21 protein-coding genes are annotated in these 21,925 nt (G+C 68.2%); 20 read left to right on the plus strand and 1 reads right to left on the minus strand.

Annotated elements, in window-relative coordinates; genetic code table 11:
• The first annotated feature begins 61 nt into the window (after positions 1–61).
• From I6I07_RS15285 to I6I07_RS15320, 8 genes are all read left to right on the plus strand, one after another.
• Positions 62–448 carry a DUF350 domain-containing protein gene (locus tag I6I07_RS15285; protein WP_006390571.1) on the plus strand — a complete coding sequence of 129 codons (387 nt, stop codon included), beginning with the start codon at positions 62–64 and terminating at the stop codon, positions 446–448.
• A 44-nt stretch (positions 449–492) separates the two neighbouring features.
• A complete protein-coding gene (locus I6I07_RS15290) occupies positions 493–1,530 on the plus strand; it encodes an SPFH domain-containing protein (protein ID WP_198487283.1) in 1,038 nt (345 codons plus the stop codon).
• Between the two features lie 13 nt (positions 1,531–1,543).
• Positions 1,544–3,013, plus strand: coding sequence for a DUF4178 domain-containing protein (locus I6I07_RS15295; RefSeq protein ID WP_198487284.1), 1,470 nt, complete (start codon positions 1,544–1,546; stop codon positions 3,011–3,013).
• Between the two features lie 3 nt (positions 3,014–3,016).
• On the plus strand, positions 3,017–3,190 hold the full coding sequence (locus tag I6I07_RS15300) for a hypothetical protein (RefSeq protein ID WP_006390567.1): 174 nt from the start codon (positions 3,017–3,019) through the stop codon (positions 3,188–3,190).
• Complete coding sequence (gene speD / locus I6I07_RS15305) at positions 3,187–3,537, plus strand: adenosylmethionine decarboxylase (RefSeq protein WP_198487285.1); 351 nt, start codon at positions 3,187–3,189, stop codon at positions 3,535–3,537. Before I6I07_RS15300 ends, speD begins: the two co-directional genes overlap by 4 nt.
• A gap of 119 nt (positions 3,538–3,656) precedes the next feature.
• Positions 3,657–4,415, plus strand: a complete 759-nt coding sequence (gene modA / locus I6I07_RS15310) for a molybdate ABC transporter substrate-binding protein (protein WP_006390565.1) — start codon at positions 3,657–3,659, stop codon at positions 4,413–4,415.
• Positions 4,416–4,446: 31 nt separating this feature from the next.
• On the plus strand, positions 4,447–5,130 hold the full coding sequence (gene modB, locus I6I07_RS15315) for a molybdate ABC transporter permease subunit (RefSeq protein ID WP_198487286.1): 684 nt from the start codon (positions 4,447–4,449) through the stop codon (positions 5,128–5,130).
• Positions 5,127–5,813 carry an ATP-binding cassette domain-containing protein gene (locus tag I6I07_RS15320; protein WP_198487287.1) on the plus strand — a complete coding sequence of 229 codons (687 nt, stop codon included), beginning with the start codon at positions 5,127–5,129 and terminating at the stop codon, positions 5,811–5,813. Before modB ends, I6I07_RS15320 begins: the two co-directional genes overlap by 4 nt.
• Before the next feature lie 89 nt (positions 5,814–5,902).
• Here I6I07_RS15320 and I6I07_RS15325 read toward each other — a convergent pair whose 3' ends face one another.
• Complete coding sequence (locus I6I07_RS15325) at positions 5,903–6,697, minus strand: TOBE domain-containing protein (protein ID WP_054431661.1); 795 nt, start codon at positions 6,695–6,697, stop codon at positions 5,903–5,905.
• 198 nt (positions 6,698–6,895) lie between these two features.
• On the opposite strand from I6I07_RS15325, the gene I6I07_RS15330 reads away from it, so the two are divergent.
• The 12 genes from I6I07_RS15330 (at position 6,896) to I6I07_RS15385 (ending at position 21,897) form a co-directional block, all read left to right on the plus strand.
• Positions 6,896–7,501, plus strand: coding sequence for a DUF4136 domain-containing protein (locus I6I07_RS15330; RefSeq protein WP_198487288.1), 606 nt, complete (start codon positions 6,896–6,898; stop codon positions 7,499–7,501).
• Positions 7,502–7,529: 28 nt separating this feature from the next.
• The gene (locus I6I07_RS15335) at positions 7,530–8,726 is read left to right on the plus strand and encodes a DUF3734 domain-containing protein (RefSeq protein ID WP_198487289.1); all 1,197 of its coding nucleotides are present in this window, start codon (positions 7,530–7,532) and stop codon (positions 8,724–8,726) included.
• A 157-nt stretch (positions 8,727–8,883) separates the two neighbouring features.
• On the plus strand, positions 8,884–9,324 hold the full coding sequence (locus I6I07_RS15340; RefSeq protein WP_198487290.1) for a winged helix-turn-helix domain-containing protein: 441 nt from the start codon (positions 8,884–8,886) through the stop codon (positions 9,322–9,324).
• A gap of 294 nt (positions 9,325–9,618) precedes the next feature.
• Positions 9,619–10,890 carry an efflux RND transporter periplasmic adaptor subunit gene (locus I6I07_RS15345; protein ID WP_198487291.1) on the plus strand — a complete coding sequence of 424 codons (1,272 nt, stop codon included), beginning with the start codon at positions 9,619–9,621 and terminating at the stop codon, positions 10,888–10,890.
• A gap of 63 nt (positions 10,891–10,953) precedes the next feature.
• Entirely contained in the window at positions 10,954–14,175 is a 3,222-nt protein-coding gene (locus I6I07_RS15350; protein ID WP_198487292.1) for an efflux RND transporter permease subunit, read from the plus strand.
• A complete protein-coding gene (locus I6I07_RS15355) occupies positions 14,172–15,659 on the plus strand; it encodes an efflux transporter outer membrane subunit (RefSeq protein ID WP_198487293.1) in 1,488 nt (495 codons plus the stop codon). Before I6I07_RS15350 ends, I6I07_RS15355 begins: the two co-directional genes overlap by 4 nt.
• Entirely contained in the window at positions 15,656–16,396 is a 741-nt protein-coding gene (pdxJ, locus tag I6I07_RS15360) for a pyridoxine 5'-phosphate synthase (RefSeq protein WP_198487294.1), read from the plus strand. The genes I6I07_RS15355 and pdxJ overlap by 4 nt, the downstream gene beginning before the upstream one ends.
• A gap of 35 nt (positions 16,397–16,431) precedes the next feature.
• On the plus strand, positions 16,432–16,869 hold the full coding sequence (gene acpS / locus I6I07_RS15365; protein WP_006390554.1) for a holo-ACP synthase: 438 nt from the start codon (positions 16,432–16,434) through the stop codon (positions 16,867–16,869).
• A gap of 43 nt (positions 16,870–16,912) precedes the next feature.
• A complete protein-coding gene (nagZ, locus tag I6I07_RS15370) occupies positions 16,913–17,968 on the plus strand; it encodes a beta-N-acetylhexosaminidase (RefSeq protein ID WP_006390553.1) in 1,056 nt (351 codons plus the stop codon).
• Positions 17,931–19,760, plus strand: coding sequence for an excinuclease ABC subunit UvrC (gene uvrC, locus I6I07_RS15375; RefSeq protein ID WP_198487295.1), 1,830 nt, complete (start codon positions 17,931–17,933; stop codon positions 19,758–19,760). Before nagZ ends, uvrC begins: the two co-directional genes overlap by 38 nt.
• Positions 19,761–19,840: 80 nt before the next feature.
• Complete coding sequence (gene pgsA / locus I6I07_RS15380) at positions 19,841–20,413, plus strand: CDP-diacylglycerol--glycerol-3-phosphate 3-phosphatidyltransferase (RefSeq protein ID WP_006390551.1); 573 nt, start codon at positions 19,841–19,843, stop codon at positions 20,411–20,413.
• A gap of 197 nt (positions 20,414–20,610) precedes the next feature.
• Positions 20,611–21,897: an MFS transporter gene (locus I6I07_RS15385; RefSeq protein WP_198487296.1), complete on the plus strand. Its 1,287-nt coding sequence runs from the start codon at positions 20,611–20,613 to the stop codon at positions 21,895–21,897.
• Positions 21,898–21,925: the final 28 nt, after the last annotated feature.

Raw genomic sequence — 21,925 nt, forward strand, 5'->3', positions numbered from 1 at the left:
GAAAGCGCCGTATATACTGCGCGCAATTAGGGGCCTGAAGGGGGCGAATATGGGAGAAGCAATGCATCCGGCCGTGACCTATCTGATCTACATCGTCTCGGCGTTGGTGATGCTGGGCATTTTCACCGCGGTGTACACCACGGTGACGCGCTACAAGGAATTCGAGCTGATCCGCCAGGGCAACATTGCCGCGGTGCTGTCGTACGGCGGCGCGCTGGTGGGCTTTTCCTTCACCCTCTGCTCCAGCATCGCCATTCATGCGAGCTTCGTCATGTTCCTGGTCTGGGGCGTGGCCGCCATGGTGGTGCAACTGGTGGTCTACGCCGTGGTGGCGCGCGCCATCCGCGGCCTGAACGAAGCCATCGAGGAAAACAACATCGCCATGGGCGGCCTGATCGGATCGATCTCGCTGGCCGCCGGCGTGGTCAACGCCGCCTGCCTCACCTGAGCCGCCGGGCGCGCTGATTCGTATCTGACACAGGAGAACTAGCCATGAGTCTCGGTTCATTTATCCGCAAGCAGTTTATCGACATCCTGCAATGGAACGAGGACGGCGACGGCGTGCTGGCCTGGCGCCATCCGATGCAGGATTTCGAAATCCAGTACGGCGCCAGCCTGACCGTGCGCGAGTCGCAGATGGCGGTGTTCGTCAACGAAGGCAAGGTGGCCGACGTGTTCGGCCCCGGCATGTACAAGCTGACCACCCAGACCCTGCCGGTGCTGACGTACCTGAAGAACTGGGACAAGCTGTTCGAGTCGCCCTTCAAGTCGGACGTGATCTTCTTCAGCACCCGCCTGCAGCTGGGCCGGCGCTGGGGCACGGCGCAGCCGGTGACGCTGCGCGACAGCGAATTCGGCATGGTGCGGCTGCGCGCCTTCGGGGTGTATTCGTACCAGATCACCGACCCGGCCAAGTTCTACCGCGAGATCAGCGGCACGCGCGACGTCTACACCGTCGACGACCTGGAAGCGCAATTGCGCAACATGGTGGTCGCGGCCATGACCACGGCGCTGGGCGGCTCCAAGGTGCCGTTCCTGGACATCGCCGGCAACCAGGGCCTGATGTCGCAGAGCATCGGCGAGCAGCTCGGCCCGGTGTTCGACCGCTACGGCGTCAAGCTCGACAACTTCACGGTCGAGAACGTGTCGCTGCCGGAAGAATTGCAGAAGGCGCTGGACACGCGGATCTCGATGGGCATGGCGGGCGACCTGGGCAAGTTCACCCAGTACCAGACCGCCACCTCGATCCCGCTGGCGGCGCAGAACGAAGGCGGCATCGCCGGCATCGGCGCGGGCCTGGCGGCCGGCGCGGCGCTGGGCCAGACCATGGCGGCCGGACTGGGCGTGGCCCCGGGGCAACCGGCGGGGGGCGCCGCGGTCGCGGGCGCCGCGGCGGGCGCGACCGCGGCCGGTGGCGGCGATCCGGTGCAGCGCCTGCAGCAGCTAAAGGATCTGCTCGACAAGGGCCTGATCACGCCGGCCGACTACGACACGGCCAAGGCGGAAGTCCTGAAGAAACTCACCAGCTGAGCGCCGAACGCCCATGCAGCAGGTCCTGTGTCCGCAGTGCGGAGCGCCCGTCAAGTTCACCTCCACGGCATCGGTCATGGCGGTCTGCGGCGCCTGCCGCAGCACGCTGCTCAAGGATGCCGAGTCGGTCAAGCGCATCGGCGAGACGGCCGATGTGCTGGAAGACTATTCGCCGCTGTGCCTGGGCGCCGCCGGCCAGTTCGAAGGCAAGCGCTTCGACCTGATCGGCCGCATCCAGCTGCGCTACGAAGACGGCTTCTGGAACGAGTGGTACCTGTGGTTCGACGACGGCTCCGATGGCTGGCTGTCGGACGCCTCCGGCCAGTACGCCATCACCCGACGCCGCAAGGCCAAGACGGTGCAGGGCCTGCCGGCGTTCGCCGACATCTCGCCCGGCGACGACATGAAGCTGGACGGCCAGCGCTTCACCGCCTCGGACGTGCGCCGCTGCCGCGCCGGGGGCGCGCAGGGCGAGCTGCCGTTCGTGCCGGGCGACGGCTGGGAAGCCAAGGTGGCCGACTTCCGCAGCCTGGACGCGTTCCTGACGCTGGACTTCTCCGACGGCCCCGAACCCGAGCTCTATATCGGCAAGGCCTTCGACCTGGCGGGCATGCAGGCGGCCTCGCTGCGCCCGAACGAGCAGGTCGAGGAAACCGCCGGCCGTTTCCGCGGCCAGATCAAGGCGCTGGACTGCCCCAACTGCGGCGCGCCCATCAGCTTCGTCGCCGCCATGGCGACCCAGGTGGTGTGCCCGTCGTGCGCGGCCACGGTCGATTGCGCCGGCGACACCGCCGAGGTCATCGAAAAGGCGCGCAAGGTCAAGGCCATCAAGACCACGCTGGCTCTGGGCGCCACCGCCCGGATCGATGGCGCGGCTTTCACCCTGATCGGCCTGATGAAGTGCGCCGACCCGGATCCCGAGGAGCCGTCGGACTGGATCGAATACCTCTTGTTCAACCCGGCCAAGGGCTTCATCTGGCTGGTGGAAACGGACGAGGGCTGGGAGCGCGTGCAGGTCTGCGACACCTGGCCCAGCTACAACAACGCCACCAGCGTGCGCTGGCGTTCCAAGCTGTACCAGAAGCTGTACGACTACACCTCGCGCGTCGACCTGGCGCTGGGCGCCTTCAACTGGCGCGTCAAGGTTGGCGACAGCACCAAGATCACCGATTTCAAGGCCGGCAACCTCAAGCTGACCCGCGAGCAGGGGCCGGCCGAACTGGGCTGGTCGGCCTCGGCGCCGGTGGCGCCGGCGCAACTGGCGGAATGGTTCGGCGATCCCGAGCTGGCCAGGCAGAAGGCGATGCCGCGGTCGGCCGCGGGCGGCGGCTACCGCAAGTGGGCCTGGTTCGCCACCATCGCCATGGGATTCCTCAACATGGGCAACATCTTCAGCGGCCGCATCCTGCCGCTCGTGATCGGCCTGGCCTTCCTGTGGCTGCCGGCCAGCCTCGCGGACAAGATCTCCGCAAAGGACGACTGAGGCATGGGCAAGTTCATCTACGCGATCTACGCCGTCATCGTGGTCATGGCCGCCACCGGCGCCAGCTCTCCCGGCGCCCGCTTCACCAGCGGTGGCGGCAGCAGTGGCAGCAGCAGCAGCTGGGGCGGCGGCTCTTCGGGCAGCTCGGGCTGGTCATCGGGCGGTTCGCACAAGTGACGCCGCACGCGACGCCCGGCCGCCACATCCTGGCCGATTTCCGCGGCGTGTCCGCCAGCCTGCTGGCCGACGCCCAGGCGCTCGAGCGCGAACTGATCCTGGCCGCCGAGGCCGCCGGGGCGCGGGTACTGGGCGCGCACTTCCACCATTTCGGCGAAGGCGCGGGCGTGACCGGGGTGGTCATGCTGAGCGAATCGCACATCAGCGTGCATTCCTGGCCCGAACACCAGTTCGCGGCGCTGGACATCTTCATGTGCGGGGCCGCCCGCCCCGAACTGGCGCTCGAGCGCCTGCGGACCGCGCTGGGCCCGGACACGGTGCGCGTCACCACGGTCGAGCGCGGCTGAGCGCCGCTTTCCCTTTCGGCGTTGATCTGGCGCAAGCCGGCCGTTTGCCGCAAATTGACGAGCGTTATATACCTATATATATTTCGTTACCGAGATTGATCTTGTCCGAGGAGAGATTCATGTTCCGCAAACACCCGATCCTGGCGGTATCGCTGGCCCTGGCCGCCGTCTGGGGCCCAAGCGCCCACGCCGGCGACCTGGTCGTGTCCGCCGCCGCCAGCCTGACCAACGCGTTCAAGGACGTGGCCCAGGCGTACGAGAAGGAGCATGCCGGCACCAAGGTCATCCTGAACTTCGGCGCTTCCGACGTGCTGCTGCAGCAGATCGTCAAGGGCGCGCCCGCCGACGTGTTCGCGTCCGCCGACCAGAAGGCGATGGACAAGGCCGTCGAGGAAAAGGCCGTCAAGCCCGAATCGCGAGTCGATTTCGCCGCCAACCAGATCGTGCTGATCGTGCCGACGGACAGCAAGGCCAACATCACCGCGCTCAAGGACCTGACGCGCGATGACGTCAAGCGCATCGCCTACGGCAACCCGGCCTCGGTGCCGGTTGGCCGCTACACGCAGGGCGCGCTGCAGGCCGCCGGCCTGTGGGACGCGGTGCAGGCCAAGAGCGTGCTGGCGCAGAACGTGCGCCAGAGCCTGGACTACGTGTCGCGCGGCGAAGTGGACGCGGGCTTCGTGTTCGCCACCGACGCCGCCGTGATGCCGGACAAGGTCAAGGTCGCCGTGCGCGTGCCGTCGCAGACGCCGGTCACCTATCCCATCGCCGTGACGGCGCGTGATACCGCCGCCAAGGAAGCCAAGAGCTTCGTAGCCTACGTGATGTCGCCCGCCGGACAGGAAATCCTGTCGCGCTACGGTTTCCAGAAGCCCTGAGGCCGCGGCCGGTATTCAATCGCGGTCAGTGATGAGCGATCCAGTATGGGTGCCCCTGCTGCTTACCCTGAAAGTGGCGGGCTGGGCAACGTTGTTGGCGACCGTGGCCGGCACCGCGGCCGCTTACGGTTTGTCCCGCTGGCGTTGGCCGGGGCGGGACCTGCTGGACGCGATCCTGACGCTGCCGCTGGTGCTGCCGCCCACGGTGCTGGGCTATTACCTGCTGGTGCTGCTGGGACGCCGCGGCGTGCTGGGCGAAAAGCTGGCTGAAATCGGCATCGAGCTGGTCTTCACCTGGCAGGGCGCGGTCATCGCCGCGTCGGTGGTGGCCTTCCCGCTGGTCTTCAAGTCGGCCCGCGCCGCCTTCGAGAACGTCGATCCCCAATTGGAAAGCGCGGCCCGGGTATTGGGCGTGTGCGAGGCAGGCGTGTTCTTCCGCGTGACCTTGCCGCTGGCGGCGCGCGGCATCGTGGCCGGCGTGCTGCTGGCCTTTGCCCGCGCGCTGGGCGAGTTCGGCGCCACCCTGATGATCGCCGGCAACCTGCCGGGCCGCACCCAGACCCTGTCGGTCGCCATCTATGAAGCGGTGCAGGCGGGCGACGACGCCACCGCCAATTTCCTGGTGCTGGTCACGTCCATCACCTGCGTCGCGGTGCTGCTGGCGGCCGGCAAGCTGGTGCCGATCCGCGGCCGGCGTGGCGGAGACGGACAATGAGCGTCGATCTGCGCATCCGCAAGAGCATGGTGTCCGGCGACCGGCACTTTTCGCTCGACGTGGCGTTTTCGTCGGCCTCCAAGCGCATCGCGCTGTTCGGGCCGTCGGGCGCCGGCAAGAGCCTGACGCTGCGCGCGGTGGCCGGCCTGTTGCGGCCCGATGCCGGCCGTATCGAGGTCAACGGCCGGGTGCTGTTCGATTCCGATGCGCGCCTGAGCGTCGCGCCGCAGGCCCGTCGCGTGGCCTACCTGTTCCAGGACTACGCCTTGTTCCCGCACCTGACGGTGGCGCAGAACATCGCCTTCGGCTCGCGCCGCGGCTGGCTCAATCCGCCGCGGCGGGCCGTGTCGGCGGAGGCGCGGCGCTGGGTCGAGGCCTTCGAGCTGGGCGCCATCGTGGGCAGCTATCCGCACGAGATCTCGGGCGGCCAGAAGCAGCGCGTGGCGCTGGCGCGCGCGCTGATGCTCAAGCCGGAAATCCTGCTGCTGGACGAACCGTTCTCGGCGCTGGATTCGCAACTGCGCGGCAAGATGCGCCAGGAACTGAACACGCTGCAACGCCAGCTGGACGTGCCGATGCTCTTGATCACGCACGATCCGGCCGACGTCGAGGCGCTGGCCGACGAGGTCTTCGAAGTGCGCGAGGGCAAGGTGCGCCGCCGCGACGAGGATGTGGGCGTGTGAAGGCCGGGGCGGCATTCAGGGCGTGAATGCCGCTGCCGCCCGAGGTGGCATGCCGCGCCGGGCGGGCGCCTGGCCGCGGCGGGCCGCAATCAGTCCAGCACGCCCAGGATCACGCTCGACGCCTTGAACACGGCGACCGCTTCGGCGCCTTCGCCCAGTCCCAGGTCCTGCGCGCTTTCGTTGGTGACGATCGCCACCAGCGTGGTGCCGCCTTCCAGCCCGATCAGGATCTCGCTGTTGACCGCGCCGGTGCGCACCGCCGTGATGGTGCCGGGCAACTGATTGCGGGCCGACAGCCGCAGGCCGGGGCCGGGCGCGCCGACGATCACCGACGAGGCCTTGACCAGCGCCAGCGCTTCCTTGCCGGGCGCCAGTTCGAGTTCCTGGGTGCTTTCGCGGGTGATGGTGGCCGTGATGACCTGGCCGCCGGCGATGCGCAGCAGGATTTCGTCGTTGACGGCTCCGGTGCGGACTTCCATCACGGTGCCCATGAGTTTGTTGCGTGCGCTGGTTTTCAACATAAATCGCCTCATCAAGTCGATGTCGCCGCTGGCGTCCAGGCCGGCGCGCGTCAGGTTGTCCATGAATTTGCGGTGTTCGGACTCGAGCGCCCGGAAGGTCGCGATCAGGCCGCGCGCCCGGTCGGTCAGGCGCGTGCCGCCGCCGCCCTTGCCACCGGCCGCGCGCAACACCAGCGGTTCGCCCGCCAGGTTGTTCATGGCGTCGATGGCGTCCCAGGCGCCCTTGTAGCTCATGCCGACCGCGCGCGCGGCGGCCGTGATCGAGCCGGTGGCGTCGATCTGCGCCAGCAGGTCTATGCGGTTCTTGCCGCCCCAGTTCTGGGCGCCGGAACGAAACCAAATCGAGCCGTCGAGTTCCAACATCGGTATCAGGTGTGGTCAGGGTCTGGAAGTACCCCCGAGTGTAATGGAGCCCGCGCCGCCGGCGTTTGAGATATATCGGATGAGAATGAGATGCTGTTGAAACTTTATCCGCTTCGCGGCACTATGGACGCGCTCAGGATGTGTTGATGGGTGTTGACATCGGGGGCCGGCTCGCGGCCCCGCTTCTTGGAGATCGACATGAAAGCGCTGAAAATGCTGGCATCGGGTTCCATGGCGGCACTGCTGGCGGCCTGCGCATCGGGCCCCACCGTCAAAAGCGATTACGACCATCAGGCGGATTTCTCGCGCTATCGGACCTTCGGCTATATGTCGCCGCTGGGCACCGACAAGGCCGGCTACAGCACCTTGCTGACCGAGCGGCTCAAGGACGCCACCCGCGGCCAGATGGAAATGCGCGGCTATGTCTACGCTGCCGCCAATCCCGACCTGCTGGTCAACTTCAATGGCAAGCTGCAGCAAAAGACCGAGGTGAGCCAGGCGCCGGCGCCGCCGATGGGGCCGTACTACGGCTATCGCAGCGGTTTCTATGGCGGCTGGCCCGGCTACGGCTGGAACGACACCGTCTACCAATACACCGAGGGCACCCTCAACATCGACCTGGTCGATCCGCGCCGCAAGCAACTGGTGTGGGAGGGCGTCGCGGTCGGCGAAGTCCGCGATCCCGAGGCCGCGACCTCGCCGCAGAGCATCGAGAAGGCGGTCGCCCAGGTCTTCTCACAGTATCCGTTCCGCGCCGGCGTCGCCGCGCCGCAGCTGCCGGACAAGAGCAAACCCAAGCCCTAGGGCCTGTTCACACGACAAGGAACCCCGCATGAGCACCCGCCGCAAACCCGCGTCTTCCGATACCGGCGCCACGCCGTCCTACGACACCGTGGCCCTGGTGCTGCAGGGCGGCGGCGCCCTCGGCTCGTACCAGGCGGGGGTCTACCAGGGCCTGCACGAGGCCGGCATCCGTCCGAACTGGATCTCCGGCATCTCGATCGGCTCGATCAACGCGGCGATCATCGCCGGTTCGCGCGAGGACGAGCGCATCGAACGGCTGCGCGGCTTCTGGGAAAGCATCTGCCGGCCGGCGGGGTTCGCCTCGGTTCCCTGGGGCGATACGCTGGCCGGCATGTTCGAGGGCATTCCGTTCGGCTTCGGCTCGCCCGCCATGAACGGCCAGCTATCGGCCTTCCAGGCGCTGTTCTCGGGGCAGCCGGGCTTTTTCAAGCCGCGCTTTCCGCCGCCATACTGGGTGCACGGCAAGGGCGCGGCGTCCACCAGCTTCTACGACACCACGCCGTTGGCCGCGACGTTGCGTGAGTACGTGGATTTCGATCTGCTCAATTCCGGCTCGGTGCGCGCCAGTTTTGGCGTGGTCAACGTGCGCAGCGGCAATTTCGCCTATTTCGACAGCCTCAAGGACACCCTGCGGCCCGAGCACATCATGGCCTCCGGCGCCTTGCCGCCCGGCTTCCCGTCGGTGGAGATCGACGGCGAGCACTACTGGGACGGCGGCGTGGTGTCCAACACGCCGCTGGCGCAGGTGCTGACCAGCGACACGATGCGCGACACGCTGGCCTTCCAGGTCGACCTGTGGCCCGCGCGCGGCGGGCTGCCGACCACGCTCGAGGAAGTGGCCGAGCGCCAGAAGGACATCCAGTATTCCAGCCGGACCCGCATGGTCACCGACCAGTTGCGGCGCGTGCTCAAGCTGCGCCATGGCCTGCAGCAACTGCTGGAACGCCTGCCCGAAGCGGAGCGCGGCGCGCCCGAGCTGGCGGAAATCCGCCGTCTCGCCAAGACCCCGGCCACCAACATCATCAACCTGATCTACGAGTCCAAGCACCGCGAGCGCTTCTCCAAGGACTACGAGTTCGGCACCGAGGCCATGCGCGAGCACTGGGAGTCGGGGCTGGCCGACATCCGCCAGACACTGGCCAAGCCGGGCATCCTGGCGCGTCCCACCCAGGACAGCTGCTTCGTGGCCCACGACATCCACCGCAACGGCAAGCGCACCGCCTGAACCGCCGGGGGCGGCAGGCTGGGATCCGTCTGATTCCAGGGGAAACTCGGCGCACAACGGCGTCAGCAACGGTAGTCTTTCGGCAAGACTTGAAACCTTGTTCCGGGTCCGGGCCGCCGTCTTCCGCGCCGCGCCCGCGCCCGGTGGAGACGCCGACATGACCATCGCTTTCCCCCAATCCCCCGTCCGTGGCCCGCAGTCCGCGCCCGCGGTTCCCGGCGCCGCCGCGCCCGCCACGCTGGCCGAAGCGGCCGACGGCGCCTTCCCGGTCCGGCTCGATGGCTGGTGGAGCCTGCTGTACCACGGCTGGACCCTGCTGACGCCGCAGGGCACGCGCCTGGACCTGACCGAGGTCGAGCGCGCCTGCTTCCAGTGCCTGCTGCGCAATCCGCGCAAGGAACTGCTGCGCGAAGAACTCGCGGTGCTGCGCGAGGAATTGATGCTGCCGCGCCAGAGCACCAACCTGCGCGCCCTGAACGTGGCGATCTGCCGCCTGCGCCGCAAGGTGCGCCAGGCTGGCGGCCGTCTGCCGCTGCATACGGTGCACGGCGTGGGCTATGTCTTCCTGGGCAACCTGCAAGAGGTTGCCGACGTGTGATCGCGGTGAACGGATTTTCCCCGGATCCGTTTGTTCTACGCCGCGCTTCGTGGTGCGCGCCGTCGTGAAAATCAGTGATTTCCCCAATAACTGAGTTACATTAACGGGCTATTCACGTGTCAGTGGCGGGGCGCAGGATTTTGCTTTGATCGCAATCACGTATTGCGGTCAAATACGGCGGTCGGACACGGCCGCGCAAACCCAAGGCCGCCCTTCGGCAACCGGACACGGCGGTCAGCAGACGCCGTTACATTGTTGCGGTCGCTTGACGCGGTTAACTTCGCGGGGGTTTCAATGCGGTTTTCGCCTAAACGTGTCTCAGGTCTGGCTTTTTCCGGCGGCGTCCTCGCGCTGTTGTTGGCGGGTTGCGGTGAAAAGCCGCAGATGAATCCCGGCATGCCGCAGGTCAGCGTCATCACGGTGCAGCCGCAACGCACACCCATCATCTCCGAACTGCCCGGCCGCGTCGACGCGGTGCGCGATGCCCAGATCCGTTCGCGGGTCACCGGCATCGTCCAGAAGATCGCCTTCGAGCAGGGCGGCGACGTCAAGGAAAACCAGCTGCTGTTCAAGATCGATCCGGCGCCCTACAAGGCCGCCTACGATCAGGCCACCGCGCAGCTCAAGCAGGCGCAGGCCAATCTGTTCAGCGCCAAGCTGCTGGCCGACCGCTACGGGCCGCTGGTCAAGGCCAACGCCGTCAGCAAGCAGGAATACGACAACGCCGTGGCGGCCTACCGCCAGGCCGACGCCACCGTGGCCGCGGCCAAGGCGGCGCAGGACAACGCCTCCATCAACCTCGGCTACACCGATGTCACCTCGCCCATCACGGGCCGCATCGGCAAGCCGCTGGTGACCGAGGGCGCGCTGGTCGAGGCGACCTCGGCCACGCAGATGGCGACCGTGCAGCAGCTCGACCCGATCTACGTGGACTTCACCCAGTCCACCGCCGACCTGGCCGCACTGCGCCGCGCCTTCGCCAGCGGCAAGCTGCAGCAGGTCGGCAAGGACGCCGCCCGCGCCACCGTGGTGCTGGAAGACGGTTCCGAATACGACAAGCCGGGCAAGCTGCTGTTCACCGGCATCACGGTCGATCCCAGCACCGGCCAGGTCAACCTGCGCGCCGAGGTGCCCAATCCCGACGGCATCCTGTTGCCCGGCATGTACGTGCGCGTGCGCCTGGAGCAGGGCGTGGACGACCAGGCCCTGGTGGTGCCGCAGCAGGCGCTGCAACGCACCGCCGACGGTTCGCAGAGCCTGATGCTGGTCAAGGACAACAAGATCGAACAGTTGCCCGTCACCACCGGCGGCGCCATCAAGAACGACTGGCTCATCACCAGCGGCCTGAAGGCTGGCGACGTGGTCGTGGTCGAAGGCTTCCAGAAGATCCGTCCCGGCGCCCCGGTGCAGGCCAGTCCCTGGAACAAGGACAAGGCGGGCGGCGCGCCCGCCGCGGGCGGTCAGCCGCCGGCACAGCCTGGCGCCAAGCCGGCGGATCCCGCGGCCAAGCCCGCGGACCCCGCCAAGCCGGCGCAGCAGGCCCCGGCCGCCGGCCAGAAATCGTAAGCGGCTCGCAGCGCAACGCGCTGCGTTCCTCTTTGGTGAGCATCGCTTTCAGAGTCAGCCCACATGCCGCAATTTTTTATTGATCGACCAATTTTCGCCTGGGTAGTCGCCCTGTTCATCCTGCTGGCGGGGGTGCTGGCCATCCCCAACATGCCGGTATCGCAGTATCCCGACGTGGCGCCTCCGGCCATCACCATCACCGCGACCTATCCCGGCGCGTCGGCCAAGGAAGTGGCCGAATCGGTCACCAGTATCATCGAGGACAAGCTCAACGGCGCCAAGGGCCTGATCTACTACGAGTCGGTCAGCGATTCCTATGGCACCTCGACCATCACCGCCACCTTCGCGCCCGGCCGCGATCCCGACCTGGCGCAGGTGGACGTGCAGAACCGCGTGTCCAACGTGATCGCCCAGCTGCCCTCCGCGGTGCAGCAGCAGGGCCTGAAGTACGAGCAGACCAGTACCGGCTTCCTGATGATCGTGACGCTGTCGTCCACCGACGGCTCGCTCGACCAAACGGCGCTGGCCGACTACATCACCCGCAACATCCAGAACCCGGTGTCGCGCGTGTCCGGCGTGGGCCAGTTCCAGCTGTTCGCGGCGCCGCGCGCCATGCGCATCTGGGTCGACCCGGCCAAGCTGGTCGGCTTCAGCCTGAGCATGGCCGAGGTCAACCAGGCCATCGCCGCGCAGAACGTGCTGGTGTCCGGCGGCAGCATCGGCGCGCCGCCCAACCCCGAGTCGCAGCGCATCACCGCCACCGTGGTGGCCAACGGCCAGCTCAGCACCGTCGAAGGCTTCGGCAAGATCGTGCTGCGCGCCAACACCGATGGCTCCAAGGTGCTGCTGCGCGACGTCGCCCGCATCGAGGTCGGCGCCGACAACTACCAGTTCGGCGCCCGCCTGAACGGCAAGCCCACGGCGGCCTTCGCCATCGTGCTGTCGCCGGACGCCAACGCGCTGGCCACCGCCCAGGGCGTGCGCCAGCAGATGGACGAGCTGTCCAAGTACTTCCCGGGCAACATCACCTACGCCATCCCCTACGACACCGCGCCGTACGTCAAGGTCTCGATCGAGCAGGTGCTGCATACCCTGGCCGAAGCCATGGTGCTGGTGTTCCTGGTGATGTACCTGTTCCTGCAGAACGTGCGCTACACCCTGATCCCGGCGCTGGTGGTGCCGGTGGCCATGCTGGGGTCGTTCGCGGTGATGCTGGGGCTGGGATTCTCGATCAACGTGCTGACCATGTTCGCCATGGTGCTGGCCATCGGCATCCTGGTGGACGACGCCATCGTGGTGGTCGAGAACGTCGAGCGGATCATGGCGACCGAAGGGTTGCCACCCAAGGAGGCCACCAAGAAGGCCATGCCGCAGATCAGCGGCGCCATCATCGGCATCACGCTGGTGCTGGTGACGGTGTTCCTGCCGCTGGCCTTCATGAGCGGGTCGGTGGGCGTGATCTACCGCCAGTTCTCGGTGGCCATGGCCGTGTCGATCTTCTTCTCGGCGCTGCTGGCGCTGACCTTCACGCCGGCGCTGTGCGCGACCATCCTGAAGCCGGTGCCCAAGGGACACCACAACGACAAGAAGGGTTTCTTCGGCTGGTTCAACCGCAAGTTCGACGCCACCACGCACGGCTACCAGAACTGGGTCTCGCGCATGCTGCACAAGGGCGGCCGCATGATGCTGGCCTTCCTGGTGCTGGTGATCCTGCTGGGCTGGCTGTACCTGCGCCTGCCGTCTTCGTTCCTGCCGGAAGAAGACCAGGGCTACGTCATCAGCAACATCGAGCTGCCCACGGGCGCCAGCGCCAACCGCACGGTGCAGGTGATCGAGGAGGTCGAGGCCTATTTCCGCCAGATCCCCGCGGTCGAGAACATCATTACCGTGCAGGGCTTCAGCTTCAACGGCAACGGCTTGAACGCGGCCATCGCCTTCACCACGCTCAAGGACTTCAAGGACCGCAAGGGCAAGGGCGATTCAGCCGGCGCCATCGCGTTCAATGCATTCCAGAAGCAGCTGATGGGCGTTCACGACGCCATGGTGTTCACGCTGGTGCCGCCCGCGATCTCGTCGCTGGGCAACGCCACCGGTTTCGACCTGCGCCTGCAGGACCGCGGTTCGGCCGGCACCGATGCGCTGGCCGCGGCCACCGGCCAGCTGATGGGCATGGCCATGAAGAGCCCGGTGCTGTCGCAGGTGCGCATCACCGGCCTGTCGGCCGGCGCGCAGCTGACCCTGGACATCGACCGTGACAAGGCCGCCGCGCTGGGGGTGAACTTCGACGAGGCCGCCTCGCTGATCTCCACCGCCGTCGGTTCGGCCTACCTGAGCAAGTTCCCGAACCTGGGCCGGATGCAGAACATCTGGGTGCAGGCGGATGCGCCGTACCGCATGCAGCTGTCGGACGTGCTCAAGCTGAACGCCCGCAACGTGCAGGGCGGCATGGTGCCGCTGTCGACCTTCGTCAGCGCCAAATGGTCGCAGGGCCCGGTGCAGGTGGTGCGCTACAACAGCTATGAATCCATGCGCATCGGCGGCAGCGCCGCCGCCGGCTACACGACCGGCCAGGCCATGGAGGAAATGCAGAAGCTGGTGGGCCAGCTGCCGCAGGGTTTCGGCTACGAGTGGACCGGGCTGTCCTACCAGGAACGCCAGGCCGGCAACCAGGCCCCGATCCTGATGGGCCTGTCGCTGCTGGTGGTGTTCCTGGTGCTGGCCGCGCTGTATGAAAGCTGGGCCATCCCGATCTCGGTGATGCTGGTGGTGCCGCTGGGCATGCTGGGCGCGGTGGCGCTGGTCAGCGCGCTGGGCATGTCCAACGACGTGTACTTCCAGGTGGGCATGGTGACCGTGATCGGGCTGGCGGCCAAAAACGCCATCCTGATCGTGGAATTCGCCAAGGACCAGTACGCGCGCGGCATGGGCCTCTACGAGGCGGCGGTGGAAGCCGCGCGCCTGCGGTTCCGGCCGATCCTGATGACCTCGCTGGCGTTCATCCTGGGCGTGGTGCCGCTGGCCATGGCCACCGGCGCCGGCGCCGCCAGCCAGCGCGCGGTGGGCCTGGGCGTGTTGGGCGGCATGCTGGCCGCCACGCCGTTCGCGGTGATTTTCGTGCCGACCTTCTTCGTCGTGGTGCTGGGCCTGTTCAAGACCAAGCCGCGCCTGCTGGGCGCCGAGCTGCGCGCCTTCGAGGAAGAGCAGGCGGCCAAGAAGGCGGCCGCGGGGCAGACCCCGCCGGACGCTCCCGCACAACCCAACGGTGGCCAGGAGGGCAAGGAATGAGCGCCCTGATGTTCAAACAGACCGCCTTGTCCGCCTTCGTGGCGGTGGCGTTGGCCGGCTGCTCGCTGGCGCCCGACTACAAGCGTCCCGATGCGCCGGTTTCCGGCAACTGGCCGGACCAGCCCAAGGTGCAGTACGGCGCGTACGCCAATCCGATGACGCTGGGCACGCAGCCCGCGTCCGCGGTGGCGCCGCAGGCGGCCACGGCCGCCGCCGACCTGGGCTGGCGCGAGTTCTTCCATGACCCGCGCCTGCAGCGCCTGATCGAGCTGGCGCTGGTCAACAACCGCGACCTGCGCGTGGCGGTGCAGCGCGTCGAAGAGGCGCGCGCCCAGTACGGCGTGCAGCGCGGCGCGCAGTGGCCGAGCATCGGCGCCGGCATCCAGGGCCAGCGCCAGCGCTTCCCCGAGAACATGCGCCAGCCCGGCGCCGGTTCGATCACCAGTTCCTATCAGGCCGGCATCGGCCTGACCACGTTCGAGATCGACCTGTTCGGCCGCCTGCGCAGCCTGTCGGAAGCGGCGTACCAGCAGTACCTGTCGACCGAACAGGCGCAAAAGAGCACCCACATCACGCTGATCGGCGCGGTGGCGCAGTCGTACTTCAACCTGCGCGCGGCTCAGGTGCAGCTGGAACTGACCCAGCGCACGCTGGCCTCGCGCCAGGAGTCGTACAACCTGGTCAAGCGCCGCTTCGATGGCGGCGTGGCGTCCGAACTGGACCTGAACCAGTCCAAGTCGCTGCTGGATACGGCCTCGGCCGACCTGGCGCAACTGGCCCGGGCCCAGGCCCAGGCCGTCAACGCGCTGGTGCTGCTGCTGGGCACGCCGTTGCCCGAGGACCTGCCGGCGCCGGCGACGTTCGGCCGCGACCAGTTGCTGGCGACGGTGCCGGCCGGATTGCCGTCCGACCTGCTGGAGCGCCGCCCGGACATCCTGGCCGCCGAGAACAACCTGAGATCGGCCAACGCCAACATCGGCGCGGCGCGCGCGGCGTTCTTCCCGACCATCTCGCTGACCGGCCTGCTGGGCGTGGCCAGTCCGTCGCTGGATACGCTGTTCAAGGGCGGGCAGGGCTACTGGAGCTTCTCGCCGTCGATCACGACGCCGCTGTTCGCGGGCGGCAGCATCCGCGAAGGCCTGAACCTGGCCCGCGCGCGTGACAACATCGCGGTGGCGCAGTACGAGCAGACCATCCAGCAGGCGTTCCGCGAAGTCTCGGACGCGCTGGCGGGCGAAGCCACCTACGGCGCGCAGCTGGACGCCCAGCGCGCGCTGCAGGATTCGTCGGCGCGCACCCTGGAACTGTCGAATCTGCGGTATACCAATGGTGTCGACAGCTACCTGCAGGTGCAGACCGCGCAAGTGGACTTTTTCAATGCCCAGCTCGCGCTGGTGCAAACCGGCCTGGCCGCGCTGATCAACCGTGTGGAACTCTACAAGGCGTTGGGCGGCGGCTGGGAAGAAACAACGAAAGTGCAATGATAGAACTTGGTGTAAACATCGATCACGTCGCGACCCTGCGGCAACAGCGCCACACGGCCTATCCCGACCCGGTGGCGGCGGCGCTGCGCGCCGAAGACGCCGGCGCCGACCTGATCACGCTGCATCTGCGCGAAGACCGCCGCCACATCCAGGACGCCGACGTCTACGCCATCCGGCCGCAGCTGCGCACGCGCATGAACCTGGAGTGCGCGGTCACGCCCGAAATGCTGGAGATCGCCTGCGCGGTCAAGCCCAGTGACGTCTGCCTGGTGCCGGAAAAGCGCACCGAGCTGACCACCGAGGGCGGGCTGGAAGTGGCGGGCGCCATGTCGGCGGTGTCGGACGCCGTTGGCCTGCTGGCCGAGGCCGGCATCCGTGTGTCGCTCTTCATCGATCCGGACCCCGCGCAGATCGAAGCCGCCGCCCGCGCGGGCGCGCCGGTCATCGAGCTGCACACCGGCGCCTACGCCGAAGCCGAGGGCGAAGCCGCCCTGGCCGAACTGCGGCGCATCCGCGTGGCGGTGGCCGAAGGGCTGCGCCATGGCCTGCGCGTCAACGCCGGCCACGGCCTGCACTACGGCAACGTCAAGCCGGTGGCGGCGCTGGACGGCATTTCCGAGCTCAACATCGGCCACGCCATCGTGGCGCAGGCGGTGTTCGACGGCTGGGAAAAGGCCGTGCGCGACATGAAGGCGCTGATGGTGCAGGCCCGCCTGGAAGCGCTGCGCGGCCGTTGAGCCCGGGCCCGATCCCTTTTCACGACGCCGCAGCGATGTCCGAGTCCGATCCCCCTCTCGCCGTCCCCGCGCCGGCCGCCATCGGCGGCATCGGCATGGACCTGCTGCGCATCGACCGCATCGAGCGCGCCCTGGCGCGCCACGGCGACCGTTTCGCCGAGAAGATCCTGGGACCGCAGGAACTGGCCAAGTTCCACGCCCGCCGCGCCCGCGACCCGGTGCGCGGCGTGCGCTTCCTGGCGACGCGCTTTGCCGCCAAGGAAGCCTTTTCCAAGGCGGTCGGATTGGGCATGCGCATGCCCATGACCTGGCGCCGGGTGCAGACCCTGAACGCGCCCGGCGGCCGGCCGGTGCTGGTGATCGCGCCCGAACTGCTGGAATGGTATGTGCAGCGCTTCGGCGCCGCGCACGTTTCCATCACCGATGAATCCGACATGGCCGCCGCCTATGTGGTGGTCGAACGCAAGCCCTGAGCCCGCGGGCCGGCCTGCAAGACACAGACTGAAGGACACGCCGATGGCCAAGAAGAAATCCCGGGCGCTGCCGCCCGGTCCCGTGATGGTCGATGTGGCCGGCACCGTGCTGACCAAGGAAGAAAAGAAGCGCCTGCGCCACCCGCTGGTGGGCGGCGTGATCCTGTTCGCCCGCAATTTCGAGAACCGCCGCCAGCTGACCGAGCTGACCCGCCAGATCCACAAGGCGCGCAAGGAGCGCCTGCTGATCCTGGTCGATCACGAGGGCGGCCGGGTGCAGCGCTTCCGCGAGGACGGCTTCACGCCGTTGCCGGCGATGCGCGACCTGGGCGTGCTGTGGGACCGCGATCCGCTGACCGCCATGCGCCTGGCGACCGAGGCCGGTTACGTGCTGGCCGCCGAGCTGCGCGCCTGCGGCGTGGACATGAGCTTCACGCCGGTGCTGGACCTGGACTACGGCGTCAGCAAGGTGATCGGCAACCGCGCCTTCCACCATGACGCGCGGGTAGTGACGATGCTGTCGCGCGCGCTGATCCAGGGCCTGACGCTGGCCGGCATGTCGGCCTGCGGCAAGCATTTCCCGGGCCACGGTTTCGTCGGCGCGGATTCGCACCACGAGATCCCGGTCGATCCGCGCCCGCTGGAGCGCATCCTGAAGGACGACGCCGCGCCCTACGCCTGGCTGGGCGACGCGGTGCTGCCGTCGGTGATGCCGGCGCACGTGATCTATCCCAAGGTCGACAAGCATCCGGCCGGCTTCTCCAGGCGCTGGGTGCAGGACATCCTGCGCACCCGCCTGGGCTACGATGGCGTGGTGTTCTCGGATGACCTGACCATGGAAGGCGCGTCCGTCGCCGGCGACATCCTGGCGCGCGCCCAGGCCGCGCTCGGCGCCGGCTGCGACATGGTGCTGGTGTGCAACCGGCCCGACCTGGCCGACGAGCTGCTGGCGCGGCTCGAGTTCGACCATGCGCCCGAGTCCGTGGCCCGCATCCGCCGGTTGATGCCGCGTTTCGACGCGCTCGACTGGGATTCCCTGCAGGCCGAAAGCCGTTACCAGAATGCCCGACGACTTCAATCTCAAATCGTTCCTGGCTGACCTGCCGCATCTTCCGGGTGTCTACCGGCACCTGGATGCGGCCGGCGAGGTCATGTATGTCGGCAAGGCGCGCGACCTGAAAAAGCGCGTCTCGTCGTATTTCCAGAAGAACCTGGCCAGCCCGCGCATCGCCCAGATGGTGGCGAAGGTGGCGCGGCTGGAGGTCACTGTCACGCGCTCCGAAGCCGAAGCGCTGATCCTGGAAAACAACCTCATCAAGAGCCTGAAGCCGCGCTACAACATCCTGTTCCGCGACGACAAGTCCTATCCCTACCTGCTGATCACCGGCCACGACTGGCCGCGCATCGCCTATTACCGCGGCGCCACCAACAAGCGCGGCCAGTTCTTCGGCCCGTTCCCCAACGCCTGGGCGGTGCGCGAGACCATCCAGATCCTGCAGAAGGTGTTCCGCCTGCGGACCTGTGAGGACACCGTCTTCGCCAACCGCTCGCGGCCCTGTCTGCTGCACCAGATCGGGCGCTGTTCGGCGCCCTGTGTCGGCGCCATCGCGGCGCAGGACTACGCGTCGGACGTGCAGCGCGCCGTGCGCTTCCTGAACGGCGAGGCCAAGGACGTGATGGGCGAGATCGAGGCCCGCATGCTGGAGGCCGCCGAGGCGCTGCGCTTCGAGGAAGCGGCCGCGCTGCGCGACCAGATGGGCTCGCTGGCGCGGGTGCTGCACCAGCAGACCATGGAAAACGTCAGCGGCGAGGACACGGACATCGTCGCGGTCGCCATCGCTGGCGGCAAGGTCTGCGTCAACCTGGCCATGGTGCGCGGGGGACGCCACCTGGGCGACAAGCCGTTCTTCCCGACCCACGCCGAGGGCGAGGCCGCGCCGCAGGTGCTGGAGGCCTTCGTGGCCCAGCACTACACCGACAACGCGCTGCCGCCGGTGCTGGTCTGTTCGCACGCCTTGCCCGACGCCGGCCTGATCGACCTGCTGGTGGAGCAGGCCGGCGGCCGCCCGTCGCGCGTGCTGACCCGGCCGCAGGGCGCCCGCCGCGCCTGGCTGGAACAGGCGGTCAAGAACGCCGAGATGGCGCTGGCCCGCGCCCTGACCGAATCCGGCGCCCGCGCCGCCCGCACCCTGGCGCTGGCCGAGACGCTGGACCTGGATACCGACGAGGCTGCGCTGGACGCGTTGCGCATCGAGTGCTTCGACATCAGCCATACCGCCGGCGAGGCCACCCAGGCCTCCTGCGTGGTGTTCGAGCACCACGACATGCAGCCATCGCTGTACCGCCGTTACAACATTGCCGGCATCACCCCGGGCGATGACTACGCCGCCATGCGCCAGGTGCTGACGCGGCGCTTCGCCAAAGTGGCCGACGGCGAGGCCCAGATGCCCGGGCTGGTGCTGATCGACGGCGGCAAGGGCCAGGTCGAGGTGGCGCGCCAGGTGTTCGCCGAGCTGGGACTGGACATCCAGGCGCTGGTGGGCGTGGCCAAGGGCGAAGGGCGCAAGGTCGGCCTGGAAACCCTGGTATTCGCCGACGGCCGTCCGCCGGTGGCGCTGGGCGGCGAGTCGGCCGCGCTGATGCTGATCGCCCAGGTGCGCGACGAGGCGCACCGTTTCGCCATCACCGGCATGCGCGCGCGCCGCGCCAAGACCCGCAACGTGTCGCGGCTGGAGGAGATCGAAGGGGTCGGGGCGCGCCGGCGGCAGCGCCTGCTGGCCCGTTTTGGCGGTTTTTCGGGGGTGGCGTCGGCCAGTATCGAGGATCTGGCGTCGGTGGACGGGATTTCCGAGGATCTGGCCGAACGGATCTATGAGGCGCTGCGTGGATAAGGCCCGGAACGCCCGTTTCACGGCCGTCCGGCGGCCGCGAGGCAGCCAATGCAACCCGGCTGAGGTAGCATACGGACACTATGCCAATTAACGTACCCATAATCCTGACGTGGCTGCGGATCGCCATGATCCCGCTGGTAGTCGGGCTGTTCTACCTGCCTGAAAGCTGGTTGTCCGTGCCGGTGCGCGATACCTTCGCCGCCTGGGCGTTCATCATCGCCGCGCTGACTGACTGGTTCGATGGCTGGCTGGCGCGCCGCTGGAACCAGACGTCGGCGTTCGGGGCGTTCCTGGATCCGGTGGCCGATAAGCTGATGGTCTGCGCCGCGCTGATCGTGCTGCTGGACCTGAGCCGTGTCGACGCCTTCATTTCGCTCATCATCATCGGCCGCGAAATCACCATTTCGGCGCTGCGCGAGTGGATGGCCAAGATCGGCGCCAGCGCCAGCGTGGCGGTGCACCGGCTGGGCAAGTTCAAGACCGCCGCGCAGATGGTGGCGATTCCGTGCCTGCTGTACAACCAGCCGATCCACGGCATTTCCACCAAGATGCTGGGCGACGTGCTGATCATCGTGGCCGCGGTGCTGACGGTCTGGTCGATGCTGTATTACCTGCAGCGCGCCTGGCCCGCGATCCGCGAGAAAGCGCAGTAAACCACGGCGGCCCGGCTCGCGTCCAGGGCCGTCCTGACAGATCAAGAGCGATGCCGGCGGGGCGAAAGACCGCGACCGGCCCGGCCGTGCGCCGCATTCGCCACTGGGACAACGCCGGCCAGGCCGGACGTTGCTGGAGACAACCCGCGAGCCGCCCCGAGGCGGCCGCCTTTCGCCGCTGCCCGCGGCCTTGCGCAATGACTACCGCTGCATCCAACCTGGCCTCGGACGCCGCCGTCCGCCGCCGCGACTGGCAGATCATCCTGCTGATCGGCGTGGCCCATGCCTCGTCGCACTTCTTCCAACTGGTCCTGCCGTCGCTGTACGTGTCGCTCGGCAACGAGTTCGGGCTGGATTTCGCCCGCCTCGGCCTGCTGGTGTCGACCTTCTACGTGGTGTCGGGCATCGGCCAGGCCTCGTCGGGCTTCGTGGTGGACCGCATCGGCGCGCGGCCGGTGCTGTGGTTCGGCCTGTCGTGCTTCGTGCTGTCGGGCGTGCTGATCGGCTCGGCCACCGGCTACCCCATGCTGATGGCGGCCGCCGTGGTCGGCGGCATCGGCAATTCGGTGTTCCACCCGGCCGACTATTCCATCATCAACCACCGCATCACGGCGCCGCGCCTGGGCCACGCTTTTTCCGCCCATGGCCTGACCGGCAACCTGGGCTGGGCCCTGACGCCCGTGTTCATGACCTCGATCACGCTGCTGGCCAACTGGCGCGTGGCGGCCTACAGCGCCGCCGCGCTGGTGGCCTTCGTGCTGCTGCTGACCGTGCTGGGCCGCAGCCTGCTGGGCGGCGCCGAGCCGGCCCAGGCCGACGACGCCAAGCCCGGCGCGCGCGCCGCGCCCAAGCCGCAGGAGGGCGTGCTGACGACCCTGGCCACGCTGCTGTCCAAGCCGGCGCTGTGGGGCGCGTTCCTGTTCTTCGCCTGCACTTCGATCGCGCTGTCGTCGGTGCAGAACTACACCATCCCGCTGCTGGGCCAGCTGTACGACCTGTCCAAGGTGGCGGCCAGCTCGGCGCTGTCCGGCTACATGGTGGCGTCGGCGGTGGGCATGGCGGCCGGCGGCTTCCTGGTGTCGGCCAATCCGCGCACCGAGCGCACGGTGATGGTGGCGCTGATCCTGGCCGGCCTGACGCTGGTGGTGCTGGCGCTGGGCCTGGTGCCGGCGCTGTTCGCCGCGCCGGTGGTGGCGCTGGCCGGCTTCTGCTCGGGCGTGGCCGCGCCGTCGCGCGACATGCTGATCCGGCGGGTGACGCCCAAGGGCTCCACCGGCTCGGTCTATGGCCTGGTGTATTCCGGCATGGACGTCGGCTCGGCGCTGGGGCCGCTGGCCTTCGGCCTGCTGCTGGACGCGGGCCTGCGCCAGGGGCCGTGGATCGGTGCGGGCGTGGCGTTTGCCGCCGCCGCGCTGCTGGCGCAGTGGATCGCGGTGCAGGCGCGCCGCGCCGATCCCGCCGCCGCGGTGCCGGCGCGCTCCTGACGCGCCGGCCGCGCGCCGCCGCGCCCAG

The sequence above is a fragment of the Achromobacter deleyi genome (assembly GCF_016127315.1).
GTDB lineage: Bacteria > Pseudomonadota > Gammaproteobacteria > Burkholderiales > Burkholderiaceae_B > Achromobacter > Achromobacter insuavis_A.

Coding starts and splice junctions, on each gene's coding strand:
- I6I07_RS15285 (WP_006390571.1), top strand. CDS start 62: ATGCATCCGGCCGTGACCTATCTGATCTACATCGTCTCGGCGTTGGTG.
- I6I07_RS15290 (WP_198487283.1), top strand. CDS start 493: ATGAGTCTCGGTTCATTTATCCGCAAGCAGTTTATCGACATCCTGCAA.
- I6I07_RS15295 (WP_198487284.1), top strand. CDS start 1,544: ATGCAGCAGGTCCTGTGTCCGCAGTGCGGAGCGCCCGTCAAGTTCACC.
- I6I07_RS15300 (WP_006390567.1), top strand. CDS start 3,017: ATGGGCAAGTTCATCTACGCGATCTACGCCGTCATCGTGGTCATGGCC.
- modA (WP_006390565.1), top strand. CDS start 3,657: ATGTTCCGCAAACACCCGATCCTGGCGGTATCGCTGGCCCTGGCCGCC.
- modB (WP_198487286.1), top strand. CDS start 4,447: ATGAGCGATCCAGTATGGGTGCCCCTGCTGCTTACCCTGAAAGTGGCG.
- I6I07_RS15320 (WP_198487287.1), top strand. CDS start 5,127: ATGAGCGTCGATCTGCGCATCCGCAAGAGCATGGTGTCCGGCGACCGG.
- I6I07_RS15325 (WP_054431661.1), bottom strand. CDS start 6,697: ATGTTGGAACTCGACGGCTCGATTTGGTTTCGTTCCGGCGCCCAGAAC.
- I6I07_RS15330 (WP_198487288.1), top strand. CDS start 6,896: ATGAAAGCGCTGAAAATGCTGGCATCGGGTTCCATGGCGGCACTGCTG.
- I6I07_RS15335 (WP_198487289.1), top strand. CDS start 7,530: ATGAGCACCCGCCGCAAACCCGCGTCTTCCGATACCGGCGCCACGCCG.
- I6I07_RS15340 (WP_198487290.1), top strand. CDS start 8,884: ATGACCATCGCTTTCCCCCAATCCCCCGTCCGTGGCCCGCAGTCCGCG.
- I6I07_RS15345 (WP_198487291.1), top strand. CDS start 9,619: ATGCGGTTTTCGCCTAAACGTGTCTCAGGTCTGGCTTTTTCCGGCGGC.
- I6I07_RS15350 (WP_198487292.1), top strand. CDS start 10,954: ATGCCGCAATTTTTTATTGATCGACCAATTTTCGCCTGGGTAGTCGCC.
- I6I07_RS15355 (WP_198487293.1), top strand. CDS start 14,172: ATGAGCGCCCTGATGTTCAAACAGACCGCCTTGTCCGCCTTCGTGGCG.
- pdxJ (WP_198487294.1), top strand. CDS start 15,656: ATGATAGAACTTGGTGTAAACATCGATCACGTCGCGACCCTGCGGCAA.
- acpS (WP_006390554.1), top strand. CDS start 16,432: ATGTCCGAGTCCGATCCCCCTCTCGCCGTCCCCGCGCCGGCCGCCATC.
- nagZ (WP_006390553.1), top strand. CDS start 16,913: ATGGCCAAGAAGAAATCCCGGGCGCTGCCGCCCGGTCCCGTGATGGTC.
- uvrC (WP_198487295.1), top strand. CDS start 17,931: ATGCCCGACGACTTCAATCTCAAATCGTTCCTGGCTGACCTGCCGCAT.
- pgsA (WP_006390551.1), top strand. CDS start 19,841: ATGCCAATTAACGTACCCATAATCCTGACGTGGCTGCGGATCGCCATG.
- I6I07_RS15385 (WP_198487296.1), top strand. CDS start 20,611: ATGACTACCGCTGCATCCAACCTGGCCTCGGACGCCGCCGTCCGCCGC.